We start from the raw sequence: 22,876 nt of genomic DNA on the forward strand, positions 1-22,876 counted from the left end.
CCCGTACGGCACAGCGAAGGGGCCCGGAGCCGAGAGACTCCGGGGCCCTTCGCCGTTCTGCGGGACGCCGTTCCGCCGGACGCCCGCTCAGATCTCGTAGACCGCGCCCGCCTTGGCCACCTCGACCAGCCGGTCATAGACCTTCTGGGCGTCACGGGTGCTGATGCCCGGGTCGGTCCACGGCGGGATGTGGGTCAGCACCAGCCGCCCCGCACCGGCCCGCTGGGCGCTCTCGCCGGCCTCCCGGCCGTTGAGGTGCAGATCCGGGATGTCTTCCTTGCCGTAGGTGAAGGACGCCTCGCACAGGAAGAAGTCGGCGCCCGCGGCGAGGCTCTCCAGCGCGTCGCAGGGGCCGGTGTCCCCGGAGTACGTCAGGGACCGGCCGCCGTGTTCGATGCGGAAGGCGAAGGACTCCACCGGGTGGCTGACCCGCTCCGTGCGGATCGTGAACGGCCCGATGGTGAAGGTGCCCGGCGTCAGGGTGCGGAACTCGAAGACCTCGCTCATCGCGCCGTCGTACGGCAGATCGGCGTGCGCGACGGTCAGCCGGCGCTCGGTGCCGGCCGGCCCGTAGACCGGCATCGGCGCACAACGGCCGCCGTCCGGGCGGTAATAGCGCACCACGAAATAGCCGCACAGGTCGATGCAGTGATCGGCATGCAGATGCGACAGGAGTACGGCGTCCAGGTCGTAGAGGCCGATGTGGCGCTGGAGCTCGCCCAGGGCGCCGTTGCCCATGTCGAGGAGCAGCCTGAAGCCGTCGGCCTCCAGGAGGTAGCTCGAACAGGCCGATTCCATGGAAGGGAACGACCCCGAGCATCCGACGACAGTGAGCTTCATAGCGGGCGTGAACCTCCGTGGGCGGGGGCGGCGGTGTAGGGGTCTCCCCTGCTGGAATCCCGTCGGGAGCTCGGGGAAGGTCCATGCGGGGTTTCCCGGCGGGGCCTTGCCGGGTGGTGCCGGGTCCTGGGCGGTCGGTGCGGTGCCCACGAGCGTAAGGCGCAAAAGGTCCTGTGGCTCCTCCAGCGGGGCGAGCTGTGGGCGGAATCACCAGTCTGGGCTGTCGCCCCGTACGCCCGTACGCAGTCACCGGTGCCGCCGGGCTTCCGCCGGGCCCTCGTCAGGAGGGCGGACCGTCACGGCCGGAAGGTGGTGCGGGGGGTGCCCCGGCGTTCGCGGGTGCACCCCCGGGAATTCGCGGGTGCACCCCCGGAAAGAGTCCCGCCGCCGCGGTACGGGACCACGACGGCGAGGGCCCGGCGGTACACCCGCCGGGCGCGGCGGGCCTGTGCGGCCGGTCCGCCGGCCGGCGGGCCCGCGGCCGGGAGGTGTCTCCCCGAGGAGACACCCCCTACGCCCAGAGCTGGCCGTGCAGCGCGGCGATCGCCGCTTCCGTGGACTCGGCGGTGTACACGCCGGTGGAGAGGTACTTCCAGCCGCCGTCGGCGACGACGAAGACGATGTCGGCGCTCTCGCCCGCCTTGACGGCCTTCTTGCCGACGCCGATCGCGGCGTGCAGCGCCGCGCCGGTGGAGATGCCCGCGAAGATGCCTTCCTCGGCGAGGAGTTCACGGGTGCGGCGGACCGCGTCCTGTGAGCCGACCGAGAAGCGGGTGGTGAGCACGGACTCGTCGTAGAGCTCGGGGATGAAGCCCTCGTCGAGGTTGCGCAGACCGTAGACGACATCGTCGTAGCGCGGCTCGGCGGCGACGATCTGGACGCCGGGGACCTGCTCGCGCAGATAGCGGCCGACGCCCATGAGCGTGCCGGTGGTGCCCAGACCGGCCACGAAATGGGTCACGGAGGGGAGGTCGGCGAGGATCTCGGGGCCGGTGGTGGCGTAGTGCGCACCGGCGTTGTCGGGGTTCCCGTACTGGTAGAGCATCACCCAGTCGGGGTGCTCGGCGGACAGCTCCTTGGCCACCCGGACGGCCGTGTTGGAGCCGCCCGCCGCGGGTGAGGAGATGATCTCGGCGCCCCACATCGCGAGCAGCTCCCGCCGCTCGGACGAGGTGTTCTCCGGCATGACGCACACGATGCGGTAGCCCTTGAGCTTGGCCGCCATGGCGAGCGAGATGCCGGTGTTGCCGCTGGTCGGTTCGAGGATGGTGCAGCCGGGGGTGAGCCGGCCGTCCTTCTCGGCCTGTTCGATCATGTGCAGCGCGGGACGGTCCTTCACCGAACCCGTGGGGTTGCGGTCCTCCAGCTTCGCCCAGATGCGGACGTCGTCGGAGGGTGACAGGCGCGGGAGGCGGACGAGAGGGGTGTTCCCGACCGCCGCCAGCGGGGAGTCGTACCGCACGTCACACCATTCCGCCGGCCACTGCCGGGAGGATCGTCACGTTGTCGCCGTCGGCGAGCTTGGTGGAGATGCCTTCCAGGAAGCGGACGTCCTCGTCGTTGAGGTAGACGTTCACGAAGCGGCGCAGCTGCTCGCCGTCGACAATGCGCTCACGGATGCCGGTGTGCCGGCTGTCCAGGTCGGCGAAGAGGTCGGCGAGGGTCTCTCCGCTGCCCTCGACGGCCTTCTGACCGTCGGTGTAGGTGCGCAGGATGGTGGGGATTCGGACCTCGATGGCCATGAGAGTGCTCCTGTCGGAGTGCGGTGGCGGGGGCTGTGCGTCCCGTGTGCACGGCGCTACGGCGTGCCGGGAGGGCGTCGGGTGACGCCGGAAGTACGGGGCTGGGGCGGCGCGCGCGCCGCGCTGCCGGTACGGGCCCGGTCAGGCGGCGGCGCAGCGCGGACAGATGGCGCTGGAAAGGCGGCACAGATCCACGTGCAGCCGTGCGGCTCCGCAGCCGAACGCGCCCAGCAGTGCGGATGCCGAGCGACGCGTGGCGAGCGGAGCGAGCAGCAGCATGCCCGGCCTCTTCTCGCTCACGTCGTGGTCAACCATGCGGTCATCGTATCGATTCCCGGTCCGGGTATTGGAACCTCGTCCCATGATGTGGACGATTGGTGTACACCAGGTGGGACGGCTCAGGAGTACGCCGCCACGACCTCGACCTCTTCCTCGGTGACCTCGCCGTCCACGATCCGGTACGAGCGGAACTGGAAGGGCCCGGCGTCGTCGGTGTCGGCGGTGGAGACCAGGACATAGTGGGCGCCGGGCTCGTTCGCGTAGGAGATGTCGGTGCGTGAGGGGTAGGCCTCGGTGGCGGTGTGCGAGTGATAGATGATCACCGGCTCCTCGTCCCGGTCGTCCATCTCGCGGTAGAGCTTGAGCAGGTCGGCGGAGTCGAATTCGTAGAACGTGGGCGAACGGGCGGCGTTCAGCATCGGGATGAACCGCTCGGGGCGGCCACTGCCCGCCGGGCCCGCGACCACGCCGCAGGCCTCGTCGGGGTGGTCCTGGCGGGAGTGCTCGACGATCTGGTCGAAGAGCGCCTTGGTGAGGGTCAGCATGGCGCCAAGAATAGACAGCGGGCCCGCACGTACCGAAGAGTGGTACGCACGGGCCCGCATGCTGGACGGGCGGGGGATTCGCCCTCTTCCGTCCGGGTACTGCCTCAGTCCTTGGTGCCCTTGGTGGGGGCGTCCTGCGGTGCCGCGCCGGCCGTCAGGCCGTTCGAGGCGTCCCGCCGCTTGATGCAGAGGTAGCCCACGCCCAGGATGAGCGCCCACACGGGAGCCGCGTAGAGCGAGATCCTGGCGTCCGGGTCGACACCCATCATCACGATCACCATGGCGATGAAGGCCAGCGCGAAGATCGAGGTGTAGGGGCTGCCGGGCGCCTTGAACTCGGACTGCGGCAGCTCGCCGCGGTTCGCCTTGGCGCGGTAGCGCAGCTGCGAGGCCAGGATGACGATCCACGCCCACATACCGGAGATGGTGGCGAAGGAGACGACGTAGTTGAACGCCTCACCGGGCCACTGGTAGTTGATGTAGACGCCGAACAGCATCATCGCGACCGAGACGCCGGTGCCCCAGGTGGGCAGGCCGTTCTTGCTGAGCCTGGTGAAGAGCTTCGGGCCCTGGCCGTTGAGCGCGAGGTCGCGCAGCATCCGGCCGGTGGAGTACATGCCGGAGTTGGCCGAGGAGAGCGCGGCGGTCAGCACGACGAAGTTGACGATGCCGGCGCCGGCGGGCAGGCCGATCTCCTGGAAGGCACGGACGAACGGGCTGACGCCCGGCTCGAAGACCGTCCAGCTGACGACGGACAGGATGATGATCAGCGCGCCGATGTAGAAGAGGCCGATCCGCCACGGCACGGTGTTGATCGCCTGGGGCAGGACCTTCTTCGGGTTGGTCGCCTCGCCCGCGGTCACGCCGACGAGCTCGACGGCGAGGAAGGCGAACATCACGATTTGCAGCGTCATCAGCGTGCCGCCGATGCCCTTGGGGAAGAAGCCGCCGTGGGACCACAGGTTGGTGAAGGAGGCGGTGTCACCGGCGTTGGAGAAGCCGAGGGTGATCACGCCGAGACCGATCAGGATCATGCCGATGATCGCGGTGACCTTGACCATCGAGAACCAGAATTCCAGCTCACCGAAGATCTTCACGGAGATCAGGTTGATACCGAAGAGCGCGCACGTGAAGACGAGCGCCGCAGCCCATTGCGGTATGTCCTTGTTCCAGTACTGCACATAGGTGGCCGCGGCGGTCACTTCCGTGATGCCGGTGACGACCCAGAAGAGCCAGTACGTCCATCCGGTCACGAAGCCGATGAACGGGCCGAGGAACTCGCGGCCGTACTCCGAGAAGGATCCGGAGACGGGGCGGTACATGAGCAGCTCGCCCAGGGCCCGCATGATGAAGAAGATGACCAGACCGACGATGGCGTAGGCGAGGATGATGCTCGGCCCGGCCATGGAGATCGCCTTGCCGGCTCCGAGGAAGAGGCCGGTACCGATGGCGCCACCGATGGCGATCATCTGGATCTGACGGTTTCCCAGACCCCGCTGGTAGCCCTCTTCGGAGGCCTCGCCAGGTGCCTCATTGCCGTCGTGGTGCTTGTCGACCTGCATAGAGGTCATGTGTGGTGCGCCTTTCTCCATACCGACCCGGTCTGTCCGGATCGGGTCCCGATCCCCCCGGATGGAGTTCCTGCACGCCGACGGTCGGCCGGCACAGCGCTCCCGCGGCGACAGGGGTGGCGTCGCTCGCGGCAGGTCGTGAACATGTATCACGGCGGTTCGCGGACCGCCTAGGGATGGCGTGAATCAAACCATGAGAGAAAGGGGACAAGGTCGCTTAAGTGCCGCAATTCACATGGGGGCAGTGATGCGATCGTTATCCGGATTTGAGCATCCGCTGAGCGAACGCTGCGCCAACGGAGGGGGTAGTACGCCCCGATTTCAGCCCATCAAGGACTCGACGAGAGTCTCCTGGAGGCCGCCGAGCCAGAGGTAAGCCATCACCATCGGCTTGCGCGGATCGCTGTCCGGCAGCCGCAGCAGCACGCCGCCGTCCTCTTCATCGGTCACTTCAAGCCGTGTTCCGATGGCCAGCCGGAGGTCATTGAGCGCCCCCAGCCACTGCCGGCACTCCCCCGGGTCGAGGCGGAGCGTCGCGCGGTCACCGGCGGGCGCCAGCGTGTCCAGCGCGCGGATCAGCGCCAGGGCGTCCTCGCGCTTGCGGGAGCGCAGATCGTTCTCGGTGTAGCGGCGGAACTCGGCGGAGGCGGCGCGCACATCGTCGTCGGGGACGAGGTCGGGCCCGCCGTAGGCGTCGGGGAAGAGCCGGGCCAGGACCGGGTCGGCGGGCGGCTCGCTGGGGCCGTCGTTGAAGATCGACGCCAGCAGGTCGTCGCTCTCGCTCTCCCCGGCCTCCTCGCCCGGACCGAGCAGCTCCATCAGCTGGACGGCGAGGCTGCGCAGGATGGAGATCTCGACCTCGTCGAGGGGTACGGCGGCGCCGCCGCCGGGCTGCGGCTCGAAGTGCCCGGTCATTTGCGGTCCTGCTGGAGGGTCGCCCACAGGCCGTAGCCGTGCATGGCCTGCACGTCGCGTTCCATCTCCTCGCGGCTGCCGCTGGAGACCACCGCGCGTCCCTTGTGATGGACGTCGAGCATCAACTGGTGCGCCTTGTCCTTGGAGTAGCCGAAGTACGACTGGAAGACGTACGAGACATAGCTCATGAGGTTGACCGGGTCGTTGTGGACGATCGTGACCCACGGGACGTCGGGTTCGGGGACCTCGAAGGGAGCCTCGCTCGACTCGGGACGCTCGGTCTCGACCGGGACACTGAGGGTGCAGCGATGCGGCCGGAGCGTAATCGTGGGTGACGGGTGGGCGCTCACAGGCCCCATGCTGCCACCCGGGGGCGGGCGACGCACAAATGCCCCTCGCGCGGGCCGCGTCGGCAGGTGGCACACCGAGGCCGCGAACGGCCTTTTGTCCGCCCCGGAGCACTATCGTCAGAGTGACGAGTATCGGGGGTAGCATTTCCCCCATGAACACAGCAGACCTGGGGCTGCCGGTGGCCGTGCCGTCGACTGCGCTCTTCACCGACCAGTACGAACTCACCATGCTGCAAGCCGCGTTGCGGTCCGGCACCGGGGACCGGCGCTCGGTCTTCGAGGTCTTCACCCGCCGGCTTCCCGAGGGCCGCCGCTACGGCGTGGTGGGCGGCACCGGCCGGGTGCTGGACGCGGTGGAGAACTTCCGCTTCGACGAGACGATCCTCGGCTTCCTGCGCGAGCGCGGCATCCTCGACGAGCCGACGCTGGAGTGGCTGGCCGACTACCGCTTCCGCGGCGACATCTGGGGCTACCCGGAGGGCGAGGTCTACTTCCCCGGCTCCCCGGTCATGCGGGTCGAGGGCACCTTCGCCGAGGCGGTCCTCCTGGAGACGGTGATCCTCTCGATCCTCAACCACGACTCCGCGGTGGCCGCGGCCGCCTCCCGGATGTCGGTGGCGGCCGGCGACCGCCCGCTGATGGAGATGGGCGCCCGCCGCACCCACGAGCTCTCGGCGGTGGCCGCGTCCCGCGCCGCGTACGTCGGCGGCTTCCACACCACCTCCGACCTGGCGGCCGGGTTCCGCTACAACATCCCCACCGTCGGCACCAGCGCCCACGCCTTCACCCTGCTGCACGACACCGAGCGGGACGCCTTCACCGCGCAGGTCGAGACCCTCGGCAGCGGTACGACCCTGCTCGTGGACACCTTCGACGTCACCCAGGCGGTGCGCACCGCCGTGGAGGTGGCCGGGCCCGGTCTCGGCGCCGTACGGATCGACTCCGGCGATCTGCTGCTGATCGCCCACCGGGTGCGCCACCAGCTGGACGAGCTGGGCGCCCGGAAGACCAGGATCGTGGTGACCAGCGATCTGGACGAGTACGCCATCGCCTCGCTGGCCGCCGCGCCGGTGGACGCGTACGGCGTCGGCACCCAGGTGGTGACCGGCAGCGGGCACCCGACCTGCTCGATGGTCTACAAGCTGGTCGCCCGCGCCGACGGCGAGGAGCCCGGCACGCCGCTGCGGCCGGTCGCGAAGAAGTCGATGGGCGCCAAGACCTCGCACGGCGGCCGTAAGTGGGCCGCGCGCCGGGTCGACGAGGACGGTGTGGCCGTCGCCGAGGTCATCGGCACCGGGCCGGTCCCGGCGGAGCTGGCCGACCGGCAGCTGCTGGTGCCGCTGGTGAGCGCCGGCAAGGTGGTCGCCCGCGAGCCGCTGGACGCCGCCCGTGACCGGCACATCGCCGCCCGCGACCGGCTGCCGCTGTCGGCGACCCAGCTCTCCCGCGGCGAGCCCGTCCTGCCCACCGAGTACGTCTGACCGGGCGCCGTCGCCCGCGGGGGGTGCCGGGCGGCGGCTGCCGCAGGCCGTGCCCGGCATCCGCCGGGCTCCGCACCTCTCCCGCAATCCCCCGCCAGTGGCTACCCTCGGTCACACCACCGCTCCGCGCCCCTCCCCCGATTTCCAGCCGGAAGGCACGCACCATGCACCGGGCATTGATCGTCGTTGATGTGCAGAACGACTTCTGCGAGGGCGGCAGCCTCGCGGTGGCGGGAGGCGCGGATGTCGCGGCGGCCATCACCGATCTGATCGGCCAGGCGGCCGGCGGCTGCTACCGCCATGTCGTGGCCAGCCGGGACCACCACATCGATCCCGGCGACCACTTCTCCGACACCCCGGACTACGAGCACTCCTGGCCGGTGCACTGCGTGGCCGGCACGGAAGGCAGCAGCTTCCACCCCAATTTCGCCCCGGCGCTCGCCTCCGGCGCCATCGACGCGGTCTTCGACAAGGGCTCCTACACCGGCGCCTACAGCGGTTTCGAGGGCGGGGACGAGAACGGCACGTCGCTCCAGGACTGGCTGCGCGCGCACCGCGTCAGCGAGGTCGACGTGGTCGGCATCGCCACCGACCACTGCGTACGCGCCACCGCCCTGGACGCGGTCCGCGCCGGACTGCGCACCCATGTCCTGCTGGATCTGACCGCCGGTGTGTCCGCGCACACCACCGAGCGGGCGCTGGCGGAGCTGCGGGCGGCCGGCGCCGAGCTGACCGGCAAGCCGGTGGTCCTCGGCGGCTGAGCCGCCCGCGGGGCTGTCAGGCGGCCGATGCGGGGCGCTCGTCGTCCCCGTCCGGGCCCTCCCCCCTGACCGGGAGCGCCGGATTGCGCAGCAGCGCCCGTATCGGGTGCCAGGACTCGGTGTCGTCCTCCGGGGCCTCGCGCCAGACCAGGCCGTCCGGATGGTGCAGCACGGCCGTGATCTCGTCGGGTGTGGGCGGCTCGCTGTTGCCGCGCAGGTAGACGGCCCGCAGCCCGAGGTTGCGCAGCCTGGTCAGGGCGCGCTGTCGGTTCACGGCGTGGACCAGGACCCGCACCCGGCAACCGCAGTCGTAGAGGCCGCCGCGCGCCCCGTGGGGCGGTCTGGGCAGCGAGAGGGCGACCACCACGCTTCCGCCAGGAAGCCTGATGAAACCGCCACCGGACATCGTCATATCTCCCCCGTGAGACTTCGCGTCAACAAGGAACTGTAGACGCATCTAAACGCGAATCGGCCGCCGCCCGCTAGGGGGCGACGGCCGAATAGCATCTGACCTGCGATTTTACCTTTTACTTACCGGAGCGGCCGACCTGGAGCGTCACCGTGGAGCCGTCCCGGGCCTCCTTGGTGATCTTGATCCGGGTGTCGGTGTCAGGAACGATCACACCGCCGGTCGGGTTCGCCTTGTCGTAGTAGACGCCGTTCCGGTCGTCGAAGAGCGTCACGCCCGGCTTCGACTTGATCTTGACCTGCTTGCCGTCCTTGTGGAGCGTCAGGGCGTCGGTCCGGTAGCGCGTGAACGTCGAGTCGTAGGACTGGAAGCGGTTGCGCATCAGCTTGCCGTCGGTCCACCGCTCGGCCTTCGGGTGCGCGTCCACCGGCAGGATCTGCCCGTAGCCGGGGTGCTGGCCGACGTTGTTGTCCGCCTGCGAGGTGTCCCACAGCCAGATCAGCACGCCGTTCTGGTACGGGAAGTGCTCCACCCAGCTCGGCTTGTCGGTGGTCCAGCCGAAGTTGTACGGGCCGGCCTTGAGGGTCTTGTCGTACGACACGTACTGGCGGTTCTCCGCGATGTAGTACTGCGGGTAGTCCTTGGTGAAGGACGCACCGATGCGCGAGAAGCCCTTGCTGGTCCAGCCGTTGTCGTCGCCCTCGGCGTTGTCGCTGAACAGCGGCTTGCCGTCGGCCGTGACGCCGATGCTGTCGGCCGCGAAGCCCTTCTGCGCCGCGCCGCCGTCGGTCTGGTAGCGGAAGCGGAGGTCGATCTTCTTGCCCGCGTAGGCGTCCAGCGGGTAGGCGAGGTCCTGGTAGGCGCCGACGGTGCCGGTCAGCGCGGGCTTGTCGCTGCCGTCACGCGGCAGGGCCTTGCCGTTCGCGGTGCCGTCCAGGGCGGTCCAGTTGGCGCCGCCGTCGGTGGAGACCTCGGCGTAGAGGTAGTCGTAGTCCTTCTCGATGTCCCACCAGCCCTTGAGCGTCAGCGACGCCTTGGCCTTGCCGGTGAGGTCCACCGGCCGGGACAGCGTGTTCTTCAGGTCGTCGCCCATGCCGCTCCACCACTGGTGGGAGCCTTCCGCGGGCGCGACGATCTCCGTCTTGACCTTCTTGGCGGGCAGTTCGACGACCACCGCCTGCTTGTTCTTGGTGTTGTACTCCGCGACGCCCAGCTTGTGGGTGGACTTCTTCGCGGCCTTCGCCTTGCCGTAGTTGAGCCAGCCCAGCTGGAGCTTGTCCCAGGCGCTCATGTCGCCGGGCAGGTCGCCGATGCTGTTCTTGCCGGTGCCGAGCCAGGAGCCGCCCGACATCAGCGACCAGAAGTCCACGGAGGACTCGCCGGTGCCGCTGGTGTCGTACTCGTCCGGCAGGCCCAGGTCATGGCCGTACTCGTGGGCGAAGACGCCGAGTCCGCCGTTCTCCGGCTGCATGGTGTAGTCGCCGACCCAGATCCCGGTGTCGCCGATCTGGGTGCCGCCCGCCTTGTTCGCACCGGGGCCGGTCCGGCCGGCGTCGGTGCCGTAGGCGTACCAGCGGTGCGCCCAGATGGCGTTGGTCTTCTGGACGCCGCCGCCCGCGGACTCGTCCTCGCCGGCGTGCACGATCTGGAAGTGGTCGATGTAGCCGTCGGGCTCGTTGAAGTTGCCGTCGCCGTCGTGGTCGTAGCGGTCCCACTGGTCGTACTTGGCCAGGTCGGTCTTGATCTGGGTGTCGGTACGGCCCTTGGCCTTCTGGTCCTTGGCCCACTGGTTGACGCCGTCGCGGATCAGGTCCCAGGCGCTGGCGCAGTTGGTCTGGCCGCAGTAGTTGGAGCCGTAACGGGCCTCGTTGTAGTCGACCTTGACCCAGTCGGAGACCTCACCCTGGACCGAGTAGCGGCCCGAGGACTGCTTCTCGTAGTACTTGGCCAGCGACTGCTTCTTCTTGTCGTGCGAGAAGTAGAGGTCCTGGAAGTGCTTCTGGTTGAAGTCCTTCTGCCAGGCCGTGCTGTTGTCCTCGGCACGGTCCGGCTCGGCTATCTTGTTGTGCGCCGGGCCGGGGTCGCCGCCGTACTTCTTCACCGGGGGCTTCGGGCCGTCGCCGTCCGGGTCGAACATCGTGGTGTCGTCGACCTTGTCGCCGAAGTCCACGAGGACGGTGAAGATCTTGTCGGTCTTCTGCCGGGCGAGCTCGACGTACTTGCTCTTGCCGAGCTTGACGACCTTGGAGCCGTTCCGCTCGGTCGTCTTCGCGTCACCGGAGATGACCTGCTGGAGCGCTTCCTTGCGCTCGGCCGCCTGCCGCTCGCTGAACGGCCCCTTGAGGTCGTGGTCCACGGTCCGCTCGGGGGCGGGGTCATGGCGCCTGGCGAGGGGCGACGGTCCCTGCGCGTCGGCCGCAGCCACCCCCGAAGACAAAGCGGCCGCCCCGATCGCGGCGATTGCCGTGGCCAGGGCGGCCGATCTGAACACCGTTCTGTTGTCTCTCACTTGGCGCTGTCCTCCCCTTCGAACCGGTCACTGTTCGACGGCATTCGACCGGAAGTACGGGGAAAAAGACAGATCTTGACTTGGGCACGTCAGCGAAGTACGTTTCTCGGTCCGCGAGTTACGGGTATCGGACGCCGCGCGGCAGCAGCGCTCCGGGCGTCACCGCGGCGGGCAGGGACCCGGTGTATATGCCCGACGGGCATGCGCCCCCGCCCCCAACAGCCATGACGGCGCCGGGCATGCGTAGACACGGCCGCGCGGTGCGCCCCCTGTGCACCGGAACCGTGGGTTAGGTCACGCTTACTTGGCGTTCCGCCCGGGCAAAAAGGACCGTAGGCTCGTTTGATGGCGCGCCCTTGACCGACACCCCCCTGCCGACCCTCCGAGGACGGATTCCGCCATGCCTCGTCCGACTGCCGCACAGCTCGCCTACGGTTCGGCCACCGTCTTTCTCTCCACCCTCGCGATGCTGCTGCTCTCGCAGACGCAGACCGGGGTCGGGGTCGCGGTCATCGCCATCGCCGGGCTCGGGCTCGGGCTGCTGGTGGCCATGACGGTCCCGATGCCCGGGGTGCCGCAGGCGGTCCGCCGGCGTCTCGTACGGGACGAATCACCCGCCGCGCCCGCCCCCTTGAGGTCCGTACCGACGTCGCCCGAGCCCGTCCGGCCCGTGGCGGGACCTCCCCGCACCCGCTGGGGAAGCTTCACCGCCCCGGCCGCCACCACGGACGCCCGGGTCGGCGAGCACTCACGCTGAGCGGGCACTCACGCTGAGGGGCACTCACGCCGAGGGGGCGCTCACGCCGAGCGGGCGCCATCCGTCTCCGTGGACACCACCACGGTCTTCGCCGCCTTGTCGTGCAGACACTGGTGATACGGCTGGTCCCAGGTACACCACAGGACGTTGACCAGCCAGAAGATGAAGCCGCAGCACGGCACGATCTCCGGCAGCGTATAGACCGCGGCCCGGATCCAGCTCGCCTGGGCGGTCGGGGTCGAGCCGTTCGAGAGCATCGCGACCCGGATCTTCATCGCCATCTTGCCGAGGGTCTGGCCGCGGCTGGAGATCATCAGCCCGTCGTAGATGAGATACGCCAGCATGGTGACGCCCGATACCGTCGACTGCCTACCGGCCTCCACGCTGTCGGTACTGAAGTAGTCCACACCACCGACGATCAGCGTCATGATCACGGACACCGGTACCCCGATGATGATCGCGTCGATGATGCGCGCCACGAGGCGGCGGCCGCGGTTCGCCAGCGGCGGCATCCCGGCCAGCGGGTCGGCCGGCCCGGGTTGTCCGCCGTAGGGGTCGCCGGCATACGGGCCGCTGCCGTAGGGGTCGCCCGCATAGGGCGGCGGGGTGCCACCGGGCGGCGGGGGCGGCGGGCCTCCCGGGGGTGGCGTACCGCCCTCACCAGCGCCCGTACCGCCCGCGCCCGCACCGTTGCCGCGCGGCGCGTGGTTGCGAGGGGCGCCGTTCTCACGGGGAGAACTGTTACGGGGAGCGCCGCCCGCCGGGGGCTCCTGCGGCTTCTTCAGGAACGGGTCGTTCTCCGGCGGCTCACCGGGGGGCTGGTCGGTACTCATGGCCCGAGTCGACCCCTTGTCGCGGCCCGCCGCATCCGGCGAAGTCCGTTCGGGGGAAGGAGGCCGCTCCCCGGGGCCCGTCTTCGAAGTCCCGCCTGCCGCCCATGCACCGGACGCCGCGAGGCCCGCCCTACGGCCGGACGACGGGGCTTTGACGACCGGCCCTGCGACCGCGGTGCGCCGCGGCGGCGCCCGGCCACCGCGGCGGCCGGGCGGAGGACAGGCCGGGCGAACGGCCCGGCGGACGGCCTCAGCCGGAGGCGACGAACGTCCGCGCCAGCTTGTCGTGCCAGCACTGGCGCCACGGCTGGTCGAACAGGCACCAGACGACGTTCAGCACGCCGACGACGAGCACGCCGAGCACGCAGTAGACGAACCAGCGCTTGAGCGCGGCGCCGAGGGTCGGGGTGTCATGGCTCTCGATGTCCAGGACCCGTACGCCGCACAGCTTCTTGCCCAGGGTGCGGCCCCACTTGAGGGTCGGCAGCGCCTCGTAGAGCGCACCGCCGATCAGCAGGACGGCCAGGATCGTGGCGAAGACCGGGATGGTGGTGCCGTCGATCAGATAGACCGTCACCTGGCGTCCGGACTGCTTGGCCGCCTCGACCTTGGCGTCGAGGTGGTCGGTGACCGTGCCCCACATGGGGACGGCGACCGCCGCCGTGAGCGCGCCCAGCACCAGGGTGTCGATCAGCCGGGCCGCCAGCCTGCGGCCGAGGCCGGCCGGATGGCCCTGCGCGGCCTCCGCCAGCGCCGAGAAGGGGTCGGCGGCGGCCGGCGGCTTCCAGGGGATGACGCCGTCGGGGTCGGCGCCCTGCGCGCCGGTCCCGGCCGGTGCGGCACCGCCCTGCGGCGGGAAGCCCGCCGAGGGCGCGGCCGCCTGCTGGGCGGGGGGCTGCTGCACCGGGCTCTGCGCGGCGGGGCGCGGTGCGGGACTGTGCGGGGCCGGGTTCTGCGGGGCCTGGTTCCGGGCCGCCGGGCCCGTGCTCTGCTGCGGGGCGGGGCTCTGCGGGGCCGGGTGGCCCTGCTGCGGTTCGCCGACGGACGGCAGCGACTGCGGGGAGCCGTCACCGGGCGCGGCGGACGGGCCGCGGCCCGCGCCCGCGACGCGGATCGCCATCGTCTCGCCGCCCTTGGCGGGCTTGCCGGCGTCGGGGCGTACCGCACGGATCGCGGTGGTGCCCTGGTCGCCGGAGTTCGCGCCGCGGCGCGCGGCCGGGTTCACGGCCCGGATGGCGACCGTCCCGTCGGACGGGCCCTCGGGGCGCGCGGCGGGCGCGGACGCACCGGGCGTCTCGCCGGCCGGGGCCTCGGCACCGCCCTGCTGCTCGCGCTGCGGCGGCACCGTGCCCCACGAAGCGCCGCCCGACGGCGTGCCGGCGGGCGCCTGGTCCGGTGAGCCCCAGGAGATCCGGCGGTCGTTCTCGCCGCCGTAGCCGCCCTGCCGGGAGGCGTCGGCCTGCCAGGCGGCGGCCGGTTCGGGGCCGTTGCCGTGCAGCCGGGCCGGGTCGTCCCAGCCGAGGGCGGGCCGGGCCTCGACCTCGCCGCCGCGGCGTACGGCCGGCACCGCGGAACCGCCGGCCGCCTCCTCCTCGTCGAAGAAGACCGGGCCGGTCTCCTCGACGGCGGATGGGGGTCCCCCCTGCTCGAGCGGAGCCGAGAGCTCGGGGGAGGGGGCCACGCCGGGCGGCGGGGCGGGCATCGCCTCGCCCTCGGCGGGGGCGGGCCGGCTGGTACCCGGCACCCATGCGGCACCGTTCCAGTACCGGATGTAGCCGGGGATGGACGGGTCCGGGTAGAAGCCTGGCGTGGGGCTACCGCCGGCGGATCCTGAGGTAGGGGCGCTCATGTCCGAAGTCCCGTATCTGTACTCGGCCTGGTGGGTGTGGGGTGCAGTCTGCCGCAACGCGGCGTCCACATCTATCAGACCCCGGGTCGCATCGGGGCTCATGCCCGCCCACGACCACCTGGAAGAGGCCCGGGAAAAAAGTTGTACGAAGTCGTGTAATGGTCCGGCGTCCGGCGCCTCTTCCTCTGTGCGGGCCCGGTACCGGGTGTCCGCGGGGAGCGATGAGAGGCGGACCTGATGCACACCGTGGTGGAACGAGAGCTGGAGCTGGGCCTGGTTGTATCGCCGGAGCAGAGCGTTCCGGTGCCGGCCCGGCTGACGTACCGGACGGACGACCCGTACGCCGTCCATGTCACCTTTCATATCGGTTCGGACTCCCCGGTCGACTGGACCTTCGCCCGCGAACTGCTCGTCGAGGGGGTCTTCCGGCCGTGCGGCGACGGTGATGTGCGGGTGTGGCCGACCAAGTTCGACGGCCGCAGCCTGGTCTGCGTCGAGCTCGACTCGCCGGACGGCCGGGCGCTGCTGGAGGCACCGGCCCCGGCGGTCTCCGCCTGGCTGGAGCGCACCCTGCGGGTGGTCCCGCCGGGGTCCGAGCAGGCGCATCTGGGCCTCGACGAAGGGCTGAGCGAGCTGCTCGCCATGGCGTCGTCGGACGAGCTGCGGCCGGGCGGCGCCCTGCCCTCCGAGGAGTCCCCCGAGCCCGGGGCGTAGGGGTGGCGTACCGGGCCGCCAGGGGGACGGACCGCGACGGGGAGGCCGGTGCCGCACCGCGCTGCGCCGGCCGGGCCGGTGGAATGTTCCACCGGTCCGCACTGTTGGGCCCGGTATGACCGAGAGCTACCGCGCACCGACGGGCCAGGACACCGGCTTCACGGCGTACGGCACCGGTGTCACGGCGTACGACACCGGCTCGACGCCGTACGACGAGGGCTATTACGAGCACGGCGTCGCCGCCGACCGCTGGGCGCGGGCCCAGCTGTTCTTCGAGGCGAAGGACTTCACCGCCGCGGCCCGGATCCTGCGCGGGCTGGTGGACGAGGACCCGCAGCCGGTCGCCCCGCGGCTGCTGCTCGCCCGCGCCTACTACCACTCCGCCCAACTGGGGCGCGCCGAAGCCGAGTTGCGCGCCGTCCTGGAGCGCGATCCGGTCGAGGAGTACGCCCGGCTGATGCTCGGCCGCACCCTGGAGCGCCAGGGGCGTGACGGCGAGGCCGCCGGGCAGCTGCGGATCGCCGCGGCCCTGGGCGCGGACGGCGCCTGACCGCGAGGGGGCGGGCGCGCCGCGTCAGCCGCGGTACGCCTCCAGCAGTCGCAGCCACACCTCGCTGATCGTCGGGTAGGAGGGCACCGCGTGCCACAGCCGCTCGATGGGGACCTCGCCGGCCACCGCGACGGTCGCGGAGTGCAGCAGCTCGCCGACGCCGGAGCCGACGAAGGTGGCGCCGAGCACCACCTCACGGTCCAGGTCGACGACCATCCGGGCCCGGCCGCGGTAGCCGTCCGCGTACAGGGAGGCCCCGGCCACGGCCGCCACGTCCTGGTCGATCACCTGGAGGCGGTAGCCGGCCTGCTCCGCCGCGGCTGCCGTCAGGCCCACCGAGGCGACTTCGGGGTCGGTGAAGACGACCTGCGGGACGGCGAGGCGGTCTGCGGTGGCGGCGTGCGCGCCCCAGCGGTCGGACTCCAGGATCGGGACGCCCCGGGCGCGTGCGGACATCGCGGCACCGGCGATCCTGGCCTGGTATTTGCCCTGATGGGTCAGGAGCGCGCGGTGGTTGACGTCGCCGACGCCGTAGAGCCAGCCGCCGGTCACCCCCGTCACCCGGAGGCTGTCGTCGACGTCCAGCCAGGAGCCGGGGGTCAGGCCGACCGTCTCCAGGCCCACGTCGTCGGTGCGCGGGGCCCGGCCGGTGGCGATCAGGATTTCATCGGCGATGATCTCGTCCCCGGAGTCCAGCAGGACGGTGACCGGGCCGCCGGGGGCTTCCCGGCGTACCTCGCGCACCTCGACACCGGTCCGCAGGAAGACACCGGCCTCGGCGAGCGACTCCGTGACGAGGTGGCCGGCGAACGGCTCCATACGGGGCAGCAGCCCGTCGCCGCGCACCAGCAGCGTCACGGAGGAGCCCAGGGCCCGCCAGGCGGTGGCCATCTCGACGCCCACCACGCCGCCGCCGACCACCACCAGGCGGCCCGGTACGGCCTTGGCGCTGGTGGCGTCGCGGCTGGTCCAGGGCCTGGCCTCGGCGAGCCCGGGGACGGGGGGCACCACCGCGCGGCTGCCGGTGCACACCGCGACCGCATGGCGTGCCGTGAGCACCCGTTCGCCGTCGACGACCACGCGCCGCGGCCCGGCCAGCCGGCCGTGGCCGCGGACCAGGTCGATGCCGGCCGAGTCCAGCCAGCGGACCTGTCCGTCGTCCTTCCAGTAGGACGTGAACTCGTCACGGTGGGCGAGCACCGCGGGCACGTCCAGGGGCACGTCCGCGGTGTCCTTGAGGCCGGGGACCCGGCGCGCCTCGGCACGGGCGGTGACCGGGCGCAGCAGGGCCTTGCTGGGCATACACGCCCAGTAGGAGCATTCGCCGCCGACCAGTTCGCTCTCCACGAGCACCGCGCTCAGCCCCGCGGCATGCGCCCGGTCGGCGACGTTCTCACCGGTCGGCCCGGCTCCCAGCACGATGACGTCATACGCCTCATCAGCGGCTTTGGTCGCTTCGGTCGCTGCCATCGGCTCTCGCTTCCTGGGTGGGCATGAGGTGGCCAGGTGGGGCCCGGCGGGGGCCTTCTGGCCATCCTCTGCCCAACGGCCCGTCAGCGCATCCGGCGTTCGACCGCTTCCTTGGCCTCGACGAGGTCGGAACCGGTCACCTCGCGGTGCACCTTGATGGCCTGGATCTTCTTGCCCTGGGCGAGCAGGTCGTCGATCTCGGCCATCTTGGGGTCCTCGGGCTCGGCGACACCCGCATGGGCCAGCAGCAGGTCCACTTTGCGCTCCAGCCGCTGGAGCCGGCGGTCGACCGCCTTGGAGCGGCGGTCGGTGGTGGAGGCCACGAGGGCGATGGAGATGACGAGGAGGGCTATTCCGGGGAGAAAGGAGTCCATGGCGGAACTCTATGAGGCGGCGGCGCGTGCCATGAACACGGCGGTCGCCGCGGGGCCGTGGACGGTGCCGCGGACGGCCGGTGCGCCGTCGGTGAGGATCTCGCACTCCGCGTGGGCGTCGGGCCCTTCGAGGGTGAGGGTGAGCATCGGCATGGCGCCCACGCCCCGCGCGTCGGTCACCACGAACCACGGCAACTCGGGCCGGAGCACCTGCTCTTCGCCGCCGGAGTCGCCCGGCGCCTGCACGGCGTAGCTGAGCTCGTCGACACCCTGGCCGCTCACGCGGAAGGTGACCATGCCCTCGCCGGGTCTGTGCGGATCATTGATCGTCATAGGGGCAGTCAACCGTTCTTCCCGTGCCGTGTACATCCGGTCGTGGCCCGTGCGGGGGCGTCCGGGGGCGCCGGGTCAGGGCAGATGCAAGAGCTGCGTCGTCACGAGGTAGAAGACCACGGCCCAGAACACCATCACCGCGGCGACGGTGCCGAGGCCGACGAGGTGGGTCTTCCTCGCCGGTGCGTCGGGGCGCGGCCGCAGCCACCGTCTGAGCAGCGGGTTCACGTAGAAGGGCATCGTCACGAAGCTCATGATGAAGCTCGACAGCAGGTTGCCCACGAGCAGCCCGAGCCAGAGCGGCATCTTCAGCGGCGACAGCGCGAGCGTCAGCAGCACCACGGTCGGGTACAGGCCGACCCAGACCGCGACGGAGGTCTTGGTCTCCGAGGGCGGCGGCGCTTCCTTGCCGTTCTCCTCGAAGGCGAACCAGCTGCCGAACGAGTTGTCGATCGTGCGCATGCGGAAGTCGTGGAACTTCTCGCCCTCGGCGAGCGCTTCCTGCCGCTCCGCCGACGTCAGCCAGGCATCGAGGTGCTCGGCGCTGTCGAAGCGGTACAGCGTGGTCCATTCGTCCTGGAGCCCCTCGACCGGGCGGAACAGTTCGGTTCCGCGAAAGCCCTCGAAGGCGCTCTCCTTCTGGTCCATACGGCGCTGCCAGGCGAGAAAGGCGTCGACGTGGTCCGGGTGGACGCGGTGGGTCACCACGACGGTCACCAGCGGGTCCGGTGGCCGTATGCCGCCGCTGACGACCTGCTGGGTTGCCGGACCGTCGAGATACTCGCGGCCACGGTCGAGGAAGCTCTGCCGGGTGGTGCTGTTGATCCACGCTTGCAGATGGGCGATCGAGTCGAACCGGTAGACGGCCACCCAGTCGGTTTGCAGCGACGTCGGCGGGGAGATCTCGGCGCCGAGAAAACCGGCGTAGTCGGCGGCAGCGGCGTTGACGCCCTCCTGCCACGCCTCGAATTCCCGCTCCCTTCCGGGCCGGACCTTCTGGCCGATGATGACCGTCGCCTCGGCGCCGTGCGGCTTCTCGGTGGTCATGTGCGCCGCCTTGTCGTCACCGACGCGCTGTCGCCGAGCCGTCGGTAGATGCGTTCCGGTGTCAGGGGCAGCGCGCGGTGGCGGACGCCCGTGGCGTCATGGAGCGCGTTCGCCAGCGCGGGGGCCACCGGGTTGATGCAGCATTCCGCGATCCCCTTCGAGCGCAGGGGCCCGAGGGAATCCGCCGAGTCCACCAGCAGCACCTCGGTGCGGGGGATGTCGGCGTAGGCGGGGATGCGGTAGTTGCGGAAGTTCGGGTTGGCCATGGCACCGTTCGCGTCGACATGGTGGTTCTCGGTCAGGGCGAAGCCGATGCCCTGGGCGACCCCGCCTTCCACCTGTCCCCGGACCTGCGCGGGGTTGATGATGACGGCGGCGTCGGTCGCCTGGACGCTGTGCAGGATGCGGATCTCGCCCGTCACCGGATGGACGGCGATGCGGAAACCCTGCGTGTTGGAGGTGACGCTGCGCGGTGAGCCGTGGGCCTTGCGGGCGGCGGTGAACCGGATTCCGCGCGCGCGGGCGGCGGCGACGAGCTCCGCCAACGGCACCCGCCGGTCACCGCAGCGGACGCTCTCGTCGTCCATCGAGCACATCACCAGATGCTCGCCCGTGTACGCGGCGGCGAATTCCAGGATGCGGTCGCGCACGGCATCGGCCGCGCGGAGTACCGCGTTGCCCGCCACGAACAGGCCCGCGCTCGCGAAGGCGCCGGTGTCGAACCCCGTGCGGTCGGTGTCGGACTGCACCAGACGGATCCGCGACGGCGTCGTCCCCAACTGGTGGGCCGCGATCTGGACATGCGCGGTCGACGTGCCCTCGCCGAACTCGACGGTGCCGACGGCCACCTCGTAGACGAGGTCGTCGCCCAGCGTGACCCAGGCCTCGGAGAGGTGTTCGGTCGGCGGGGCGGTCTCGTGCAGGGAACTCGCGACACCGGCCCCGACGAGCCACCCGGGGCCGGGCGGCGGCTCCTCGGCGGTACGGGCCAGGGCCGCGTCCACCAGGTCGATGCACTTCGCGAGGCCGTCCTCGGTGAACACCACGTCGTCGGGGCCCTCCTGCATGGCGAGGAGCGGCTCGCCCGGTCGCACGATGTTGCGCCGTCGCAGTGCGAGCGGATCCATGTGCAGGGCGCGGGCGAGTTCGTCCATCGCCGACTCCACGGCGAACGCCGGCTGCGTCATCCCGTAACCGCGCAGGGCCCCGCTCGGCACGGTGTTGGTGTAGACGGAGAACGCGTCGTACTTCTTGTGGGGGCAGCGGTAGATCATGACGGCGGCGCCGCCCGCGTACAGCGTTTCGCCGGCGTGGTTGCCGTAGGCGCCGGTGTTCGACACGTTGCGGACCTGGAGCGCCGTGAGCGTGCCGTCCGCCTTCGCGCCGAGCTTGACCGTCAGCGTCATCGGATGCCGTGGCGAAGCGGTGGTGAACTCCTCCTCCCGGGTGTACTCGAAGGAGACCGGGCGCCCGGTGTCCAGGGCGGCGAGCGCGGCCAGATCCTCCGAGATCACCTCCTGTTTGCCGCCGAAGCCGCCGCCCACGCGTTGGCAGAACACCCGGAGCCGGTCCGGGCGCAGCGCGAACAGATGGGCCAGTTTCACCTTCGCGATCGACGGCGACTGCGAACTGGTGCGGACGTTCAGGCGGCCGTTGTCCATCCAGGCGATCGAGCCGTGGGTCTCCAGATGCGCATGCTGCACCCGTGGGGAGAAGTACGTGCCTTCGTGGATCACATCGGCCTCGGCGAACCCCGCGTCGACATCACCGATCTGCGAATGAATCTCCACCAGGATGTTGTGGACGGGGTCGAGGACGAAGGGGTCCACCGCGCCGTGCAGTTGCGGCGCCCCCTCGGCCATGGCCTCTTCGGGGTCGAAGACCGCCGGCAGCACCTCGTATTCCACGACGACCTGCCGGCAGCCCTCTTCCGCCGCCCCGACGGAGTCGGCCAGGACCGCGACGACGCGCTGGCCGACGAAGCGGACGGTGTGGTCGAGGAGGTAGGTGTCGTCCGGGTCCACGAGATGGTCGGTGTGGATCGCCGTGGTGAAGCGCCTGCGCGGCACGTCCTCCCAGGTGTAGACGCGCCGCACGCCGGGAACCGCGAGTGCGGCGGACTTGTCGATCGAGACGATCCGGGCGTGCGCGTGGGGTGAGTGCAGCACCTTGAGGTGCAGCATGCCGTCGAGGTGCGTGTCCATCGTGAACTCGGCGCGGCCGGTCACCACGTCCTCGGCCGCCGGCGCACCGACGCTCGTCCCGACGGCCTTTCCCGGCGCGGCCCGTGCCACACCGGCGACGCCTTTCACGGCATCCTCGATCGCTCGGTAGCCGGTGCAGCGGCAGAGGTTTCCCTTCAACGCCCGTGGCAGGTCCGCCTTCTGGGCCTCGGTGAGCGTTGCCGACGTCATGATCATCCCTGCGGTGCAGAAACCGCACTGGAATCCCGGGGCGTCACGGAACTGCCGCTGCACCGGATGCAGGTTCCCGGGGGACCCGAGCCCTTCGATCGTCGTCACCTCATGGCCGTCCGCACGGAAGGCGGGGGTGATGCAGCTGTGGACCGGGCTGCCGTCCAGCCACACCGTGCAGGCGCCGCAATCGCCCGCGTCGCAGCCCTTTTTGACGCCGTGGTGGCCGAGCGCACGGAGGAACGTGCGCAGGCACTGACCGGGGTCCGGTTCGTCGTCGAATCTCCGGCCGTTCACGAGGTAGGTCATGCCGGGCCCCCGGCCATGAGTTCGCGACGGATCTCTTCGGCGAAGTGCCGTGTGAGGTGGCGGCGGTGGCCGATGGTTCCGTTGGGATCGGCGAACCAGACGTCGGCCGGGAGGGCGTCGATGCTCTGCTCCAGCGTCCGGGCATCGGGCATGGCGTCGAAGGTCATGCGCACCGGCCGTGTGGTGCCGGCGGTGACGGTGAGCAGCAGGTCGCTCGTTCCCGGCGATTGCGTACCGATGAGGAATACCGTCGAACGGCCGAGGCGGGTCAGCGAGAAGCGGCGGTGCGCGGTGCGTTTTCGCAGGGCGTGCGCCGGAATATCGATGCGCCGCAGGATTTCCCCGGGGGCGAGAATGTTCTGATGGTCGCCGGTCACAAAGGCGAGAGCATCGACGGTGCGCGCGGAACCGTCAGCAGCCCACAGCTCGTACCGTGCTTCGAGCGCGACCGTCAGCGTAATCATGGGGCCGGCCGGCAAGGACATACAGATATTGCCGCCGACGGTCGCCGAACTCCAGACTTTGAACGAGGACAGGAACGCCTCGCAGCATTTCGCGAAGAGGCGGCCCGCGATCCACTCGTCCGGCAGCGCACAGGCATACAGCTCGCTGATGGTGCACGTGGCGCCGATTCCGAGGCCCGCTCCGCTCGGGACGAGGGGCTCCCAGCGCAACGCCGTCAGGTCGATCAGGCGGCGCAGGTCCGGCTGCTCCACGGAGAACAGCCATGTTCCGCCGGCGAGCCAGGCATCGCCCGCCCGCCAGTGGGCGCCTGGCCGGTCGGGCGGTCGCCGGACGACTTCGGTGATGGTGTTGAGGTCCAT

23 protein-coding genes are annotated in these 22,876 nt (G+C 70.7%); 5 read left to right on the top strand and 18 right to left on the bottom strand.

Annotated elements, in window-relative coordinates:
- Positions 1 to 87 precede the first annotated feature (87 nt).
- The 8 genes from M8I34_RS07780 to clpS form a co-directional block, all read right to left on the bottom strand.
- On the bottom strand, positions 88 to 840 hold the full coding sequence (locus M8I34_RS07780; protein WP_250048524.1) for an MBL fold metallo-hydrolase: 753 nt from the start codon (positions 838 to 840) through the stop codon (positions 88 to 90).
- Between the two features lie 511 nt (positions 841 to 1,351).
- Positions 1,352 to 2,302 (bottom strand): PLP-dependent cysteine synthase family protein, encoded by a 951-nt coding sequence (locus tag M8I34_RS07785; RefSeq protein ID WP_250048525.1) that lies wholly within the window; start codon positions 2,300 to 2,302, stop codon positions 1,352 to 1,354.
- A gap of 1 nt (position 2,303) precedes the next feature.
- Positions 2,304 to 2,582, bottom strand: coding sequence for a MoaD/ThiS family protein (locus tag M8I34_RS07790; protein WP_244414596.1), 279 nt, complete (start codon positions 2,580 to 2,582; stop codon positions 2,304 to 2,306).
- A gap of 141 nt (positions 2,583 to 2,723) precedes the next feature.
- Complete coding sequence (locus M8I34_RS07795; protein ID WP_107426016.1) at positions 2,724 to 2,897, bottom strand: putative leader peptide; 174 nt, start codon at positions 2,895 to 2,897, stop codon at positions 2,724 to 2,726.
- An 83-nt stretch (positions 2,898 to 2,980) separates the two neighbouring features.
- Complete coding sequence (locus tag M8I34_RS07800; protein WP_244414595.1) at positions 2,981 to 3,406, bottom strand: Mov34/MPN/PAD-1 family protein; 426 nt, start codon at positions 3,404 to 3,406, stop codon at positions 2,981 to 2,983.
- A gap of 104 nt (positions 3,407 to 3,510) precedes the next feature.
- Positions 3,511 to 4,977 (bottom strand): amino acid permease, encoded by a 1,467-nt coding sequence (locus M8I34_RS07805; protein WP_250048526.1) that lies wholly within the window; start codon positions 4,975 to 4,977, stop codon positions 3,511 to 3,513.
- Between the two features lie 321 nt (positions 4,978 to 5,298).
- A complete protein-coding gene (locus M8I34_RS07810; RefSeq protein ID WP_250048527.1) occupies positions 5,299 to 5,892 on the bottom strand; it encodes a DUF2017 domain-containing protein in 594 nt (197 codons plus the stop codon).
- A complete protein-coding gene (clpS, locus tag M8I34_RS07815) occupies positions 5,889 to 6,242 on the bottom strand; it encodes an ATP-dependent Clp protease adapter ClpS (RefSeq protein WP_107050243.1) in 354 nt (117 codons plus the stop codon). Before clpS ends, M8I34_RS07810 begins: the two co-directional genes overlap by 4 nt.
- Positions 6,243 to 6,394: 152 nt before the next feature.
- Here clpS and M8I34_RS07820 point away from each other — a divergent pair, with 152 nt between their 5' ends.
- Entirely contained in the window at positions 6,395 to 7,723 is a 1,329-nt protein-coding gene (locus M8I34_RS07820; RefSeq protein ID WP_250048528.1) for a nicotinate phosphoribosyltransferase, read from the top strand.
- A 164-nt stretch (positions 7,724 to 7,887) separates the two neighbouring features.
- Positions 7,888 to 8,484 carry an isochorismatase family protein gene (locus M8I34_RS07825; protein WP_250048529.1) on the top strand — a complete coding sequence of 199 codons (597 nt, stop codon included), beginning with the start codon at positions 7,888 to 7,890 and terminating at the stop codon, positions 8,482 to 8,484.
- Between the two features lie 16 nt (positions 8,485 to 8,500).
- Here M8I34_RS07825 and M8I34_RS07830 read toward each other — a convergent pair whose 3' ends face one another.
- The gene (locus M8I34_RS07830) at positions 8,501 to 8,890 is read right to left on the bottom strand and encodes a hypothetical protein (RefSeq protein ID WP_048828910.1); all 390 of its coding nucleotides are present in this window, start codon (positions 8,888 to 8,890) and stop codon (positions 8,501 to 8,503) included.
- A 121-nt stretch (positions 8,891 to 9,011) separates the two neighbouring features.
- Positions 9,012 to 11,402, bottom strand: a complete 2,391-nt coding sequence (locus tag M8I34_RS07835; RefSeq protein WP_250048530.1) for an immune inhibitor A domain-containing protein — start codon at positions 11,400 to 11,402, stop codon at positions 9,012 to 9,014.
- 400 nt (positions 11,403 to 11,802) lie between these two features.
- On the opposite strand from M8I34_RS07835, the gene M8I34_RS07840 reads away from it, so the two are divergent.
- Positions 11,803 to 12,159 carry a hypothetical protein gene (locus M8I34_RS07840; RefSeq protein WP_250048531.1) on the top strand — a complete coding sequence of 119 codons (357 nt, stop codon included), beginning with the start codon at positions 11,803 to 11,805 and terminating at the stop codon, positions 12,157 to 12,159.
- Between the two features lie 41 nt (positions 12,160 to 12,200).
- Here M8I34_RS07840 and M8I34_RS07845 read toward each other — a convergent pair whose 3' ends face one another.
- Both M8I34_RS07845 and M8I34_RS07850 read right to left on the bottom strand, forming a co-directional pair.
- Positions 12,201 to 12,992, bottom strand: a complete 792-nt coding sequence (locus M8I34_RS07845; RefSeq protein WP_250048532.1) for an RDD family protein — start codon at positions 12,990 to 12,992, stop codon at positions 12,201 to 12,203.
- 250 nt (positions 12,993 to 13,242) lie between these two features.
- On the bottom strand, positions 13,243 to 14,841 hold the full coding sequence (locus tag M8I34_RS07850; protein ID WP_250048533.1) for an RDD family protein: 1,599 nt from the start codon (positions 14,839 to 14,841) through the stop codon (positions 13,243 to 13,245).
- Between the two features lie 237 nt (positions 14,842 to 15,078).
- Here M8I34_RS07850 and M8I34_RS07855 point away from each other — a divergent pair, with 237 nt between their 5' ends.
- Positions 15,079 to 15,555 (top strand): SsgA family sporulation/cell division regulator, encoded by a 477-nt coding sequence (locus M8I34_RS07855; protein ID WP_250048534.1) that lies wholly within the window; start codon positions 15,079 to 15,081, stop codon positions 15,553 to 15,555.
- A 265-nt stretch (positions 15,556 to 15,820) separates the two neighbouring features.
- A complete protein-coding gene (locus M8I34_RS07860; protein WP_250048606.1) occupies positions 15,821 to 16,105 on the top strand; it encodes a tetratricopeptide repeat protein in 285 nt (94 codons plus the stop codon).
- Positions 16,106 to 16,129: 24 nt separating this feature from the next.
- Here the strand turns inward: M8I34_RS07860 and M8I34_RS07865 are convergent, their stop codons facing one another.
- The 6 genes from M8I34_RS07865 to M8I34_RS07890 form a co-directional block, all read right to left on the bottom strand.
- On the bottom strand, positions 16,130 to 17,575 hold the full coding sequence (locus M8I34_RS07865; protein WP_250048535.1) for an NAD(P)/FAD-dependent oxidoreductase: 1,446 nt from the start codon (positions 17,573 to 17,575) through the stop codon (positions 16,130 to 16,132).
- A gap of 83 nt (positions 17,576 to 17,658) precedes the next feature.
- Positions 17,659 to 17,949 carry a ribosomal protein L7/L12 gene (locus tag M8I34_RS07870; RefSeq protein WP_244414583.1) on the bottom strand — a complete coding sequence of 97 codons (291 nt, stop codon included), beginning with the start codon at positions 17,947 to 17,949 and terminating at the stop codon, positions 17,659 to 17,661.
- A 9-nt stretch (positions 17,950 to 17,958) separates the two neighbouring features.
- Positions 17,959 to 18,282, bottom strand: coding sequence for a hypothetical protein (locus M8I34_RS07875; protein ID WP_244414582.1), 324 nt, complete (start codon positions 18,280 to 18,282; stop codon positions 17,959 to 17,961).
- Between the two features lie 75 nt (positions 18,283 to 18,357).
- The gene (locus M8I34_RS07880; protein ID WP_250048536.1) at positions 18,358 to 19,329 is read right to left on the bottom strand and encodes an antibiotic biosynthesis monooxygenase; all 972 of its coding nucleotides are present in this window, start codon (positions 19,327 to 19,329) and stop codon (positions 18,358 to 18,360) included.
- A complete protein-coding gene (locus tag M8I34_RS07885) occupies positions 19,326 to 22,052 on the bottom strand; it encodes a molybdopterin-dependent oxidoreductase (RefSeq protein ID WP_250048537.1) in 2,727 nt (908 codons plus the stop codon). The genes M8I34_RS07880 and M8I34_RS07885 overlap by 4 nt, the downstream gene beginning before the upstream one ends.
- Complete coding sequence (locus M8I34_RS07890) at positions 22,049 to 22,876, bottom strand: FAD binding domain-containing protein (RefSeq protein ID WP_250048538.1); 828 nt, start codon at positions 22,874 to 22,876, stop codon at positions 22,049 to 22,051. Before M8I34_RS07890 ends, M8I34_RS07885 begins: the two co-directional genes overlap by 4 nt.

The sequence above is a fragment of the Streptomyces sp. MCA2 genome (genome assembly GCF_023544705.1).
In the GTDB taxonomy this organism is placed as follows: Bacteria; Actinomycetota; Actinomycetes; order Streptomycetales; family Streptomycetaceae; genus Streptomyces; species Streptomyces decoyicus.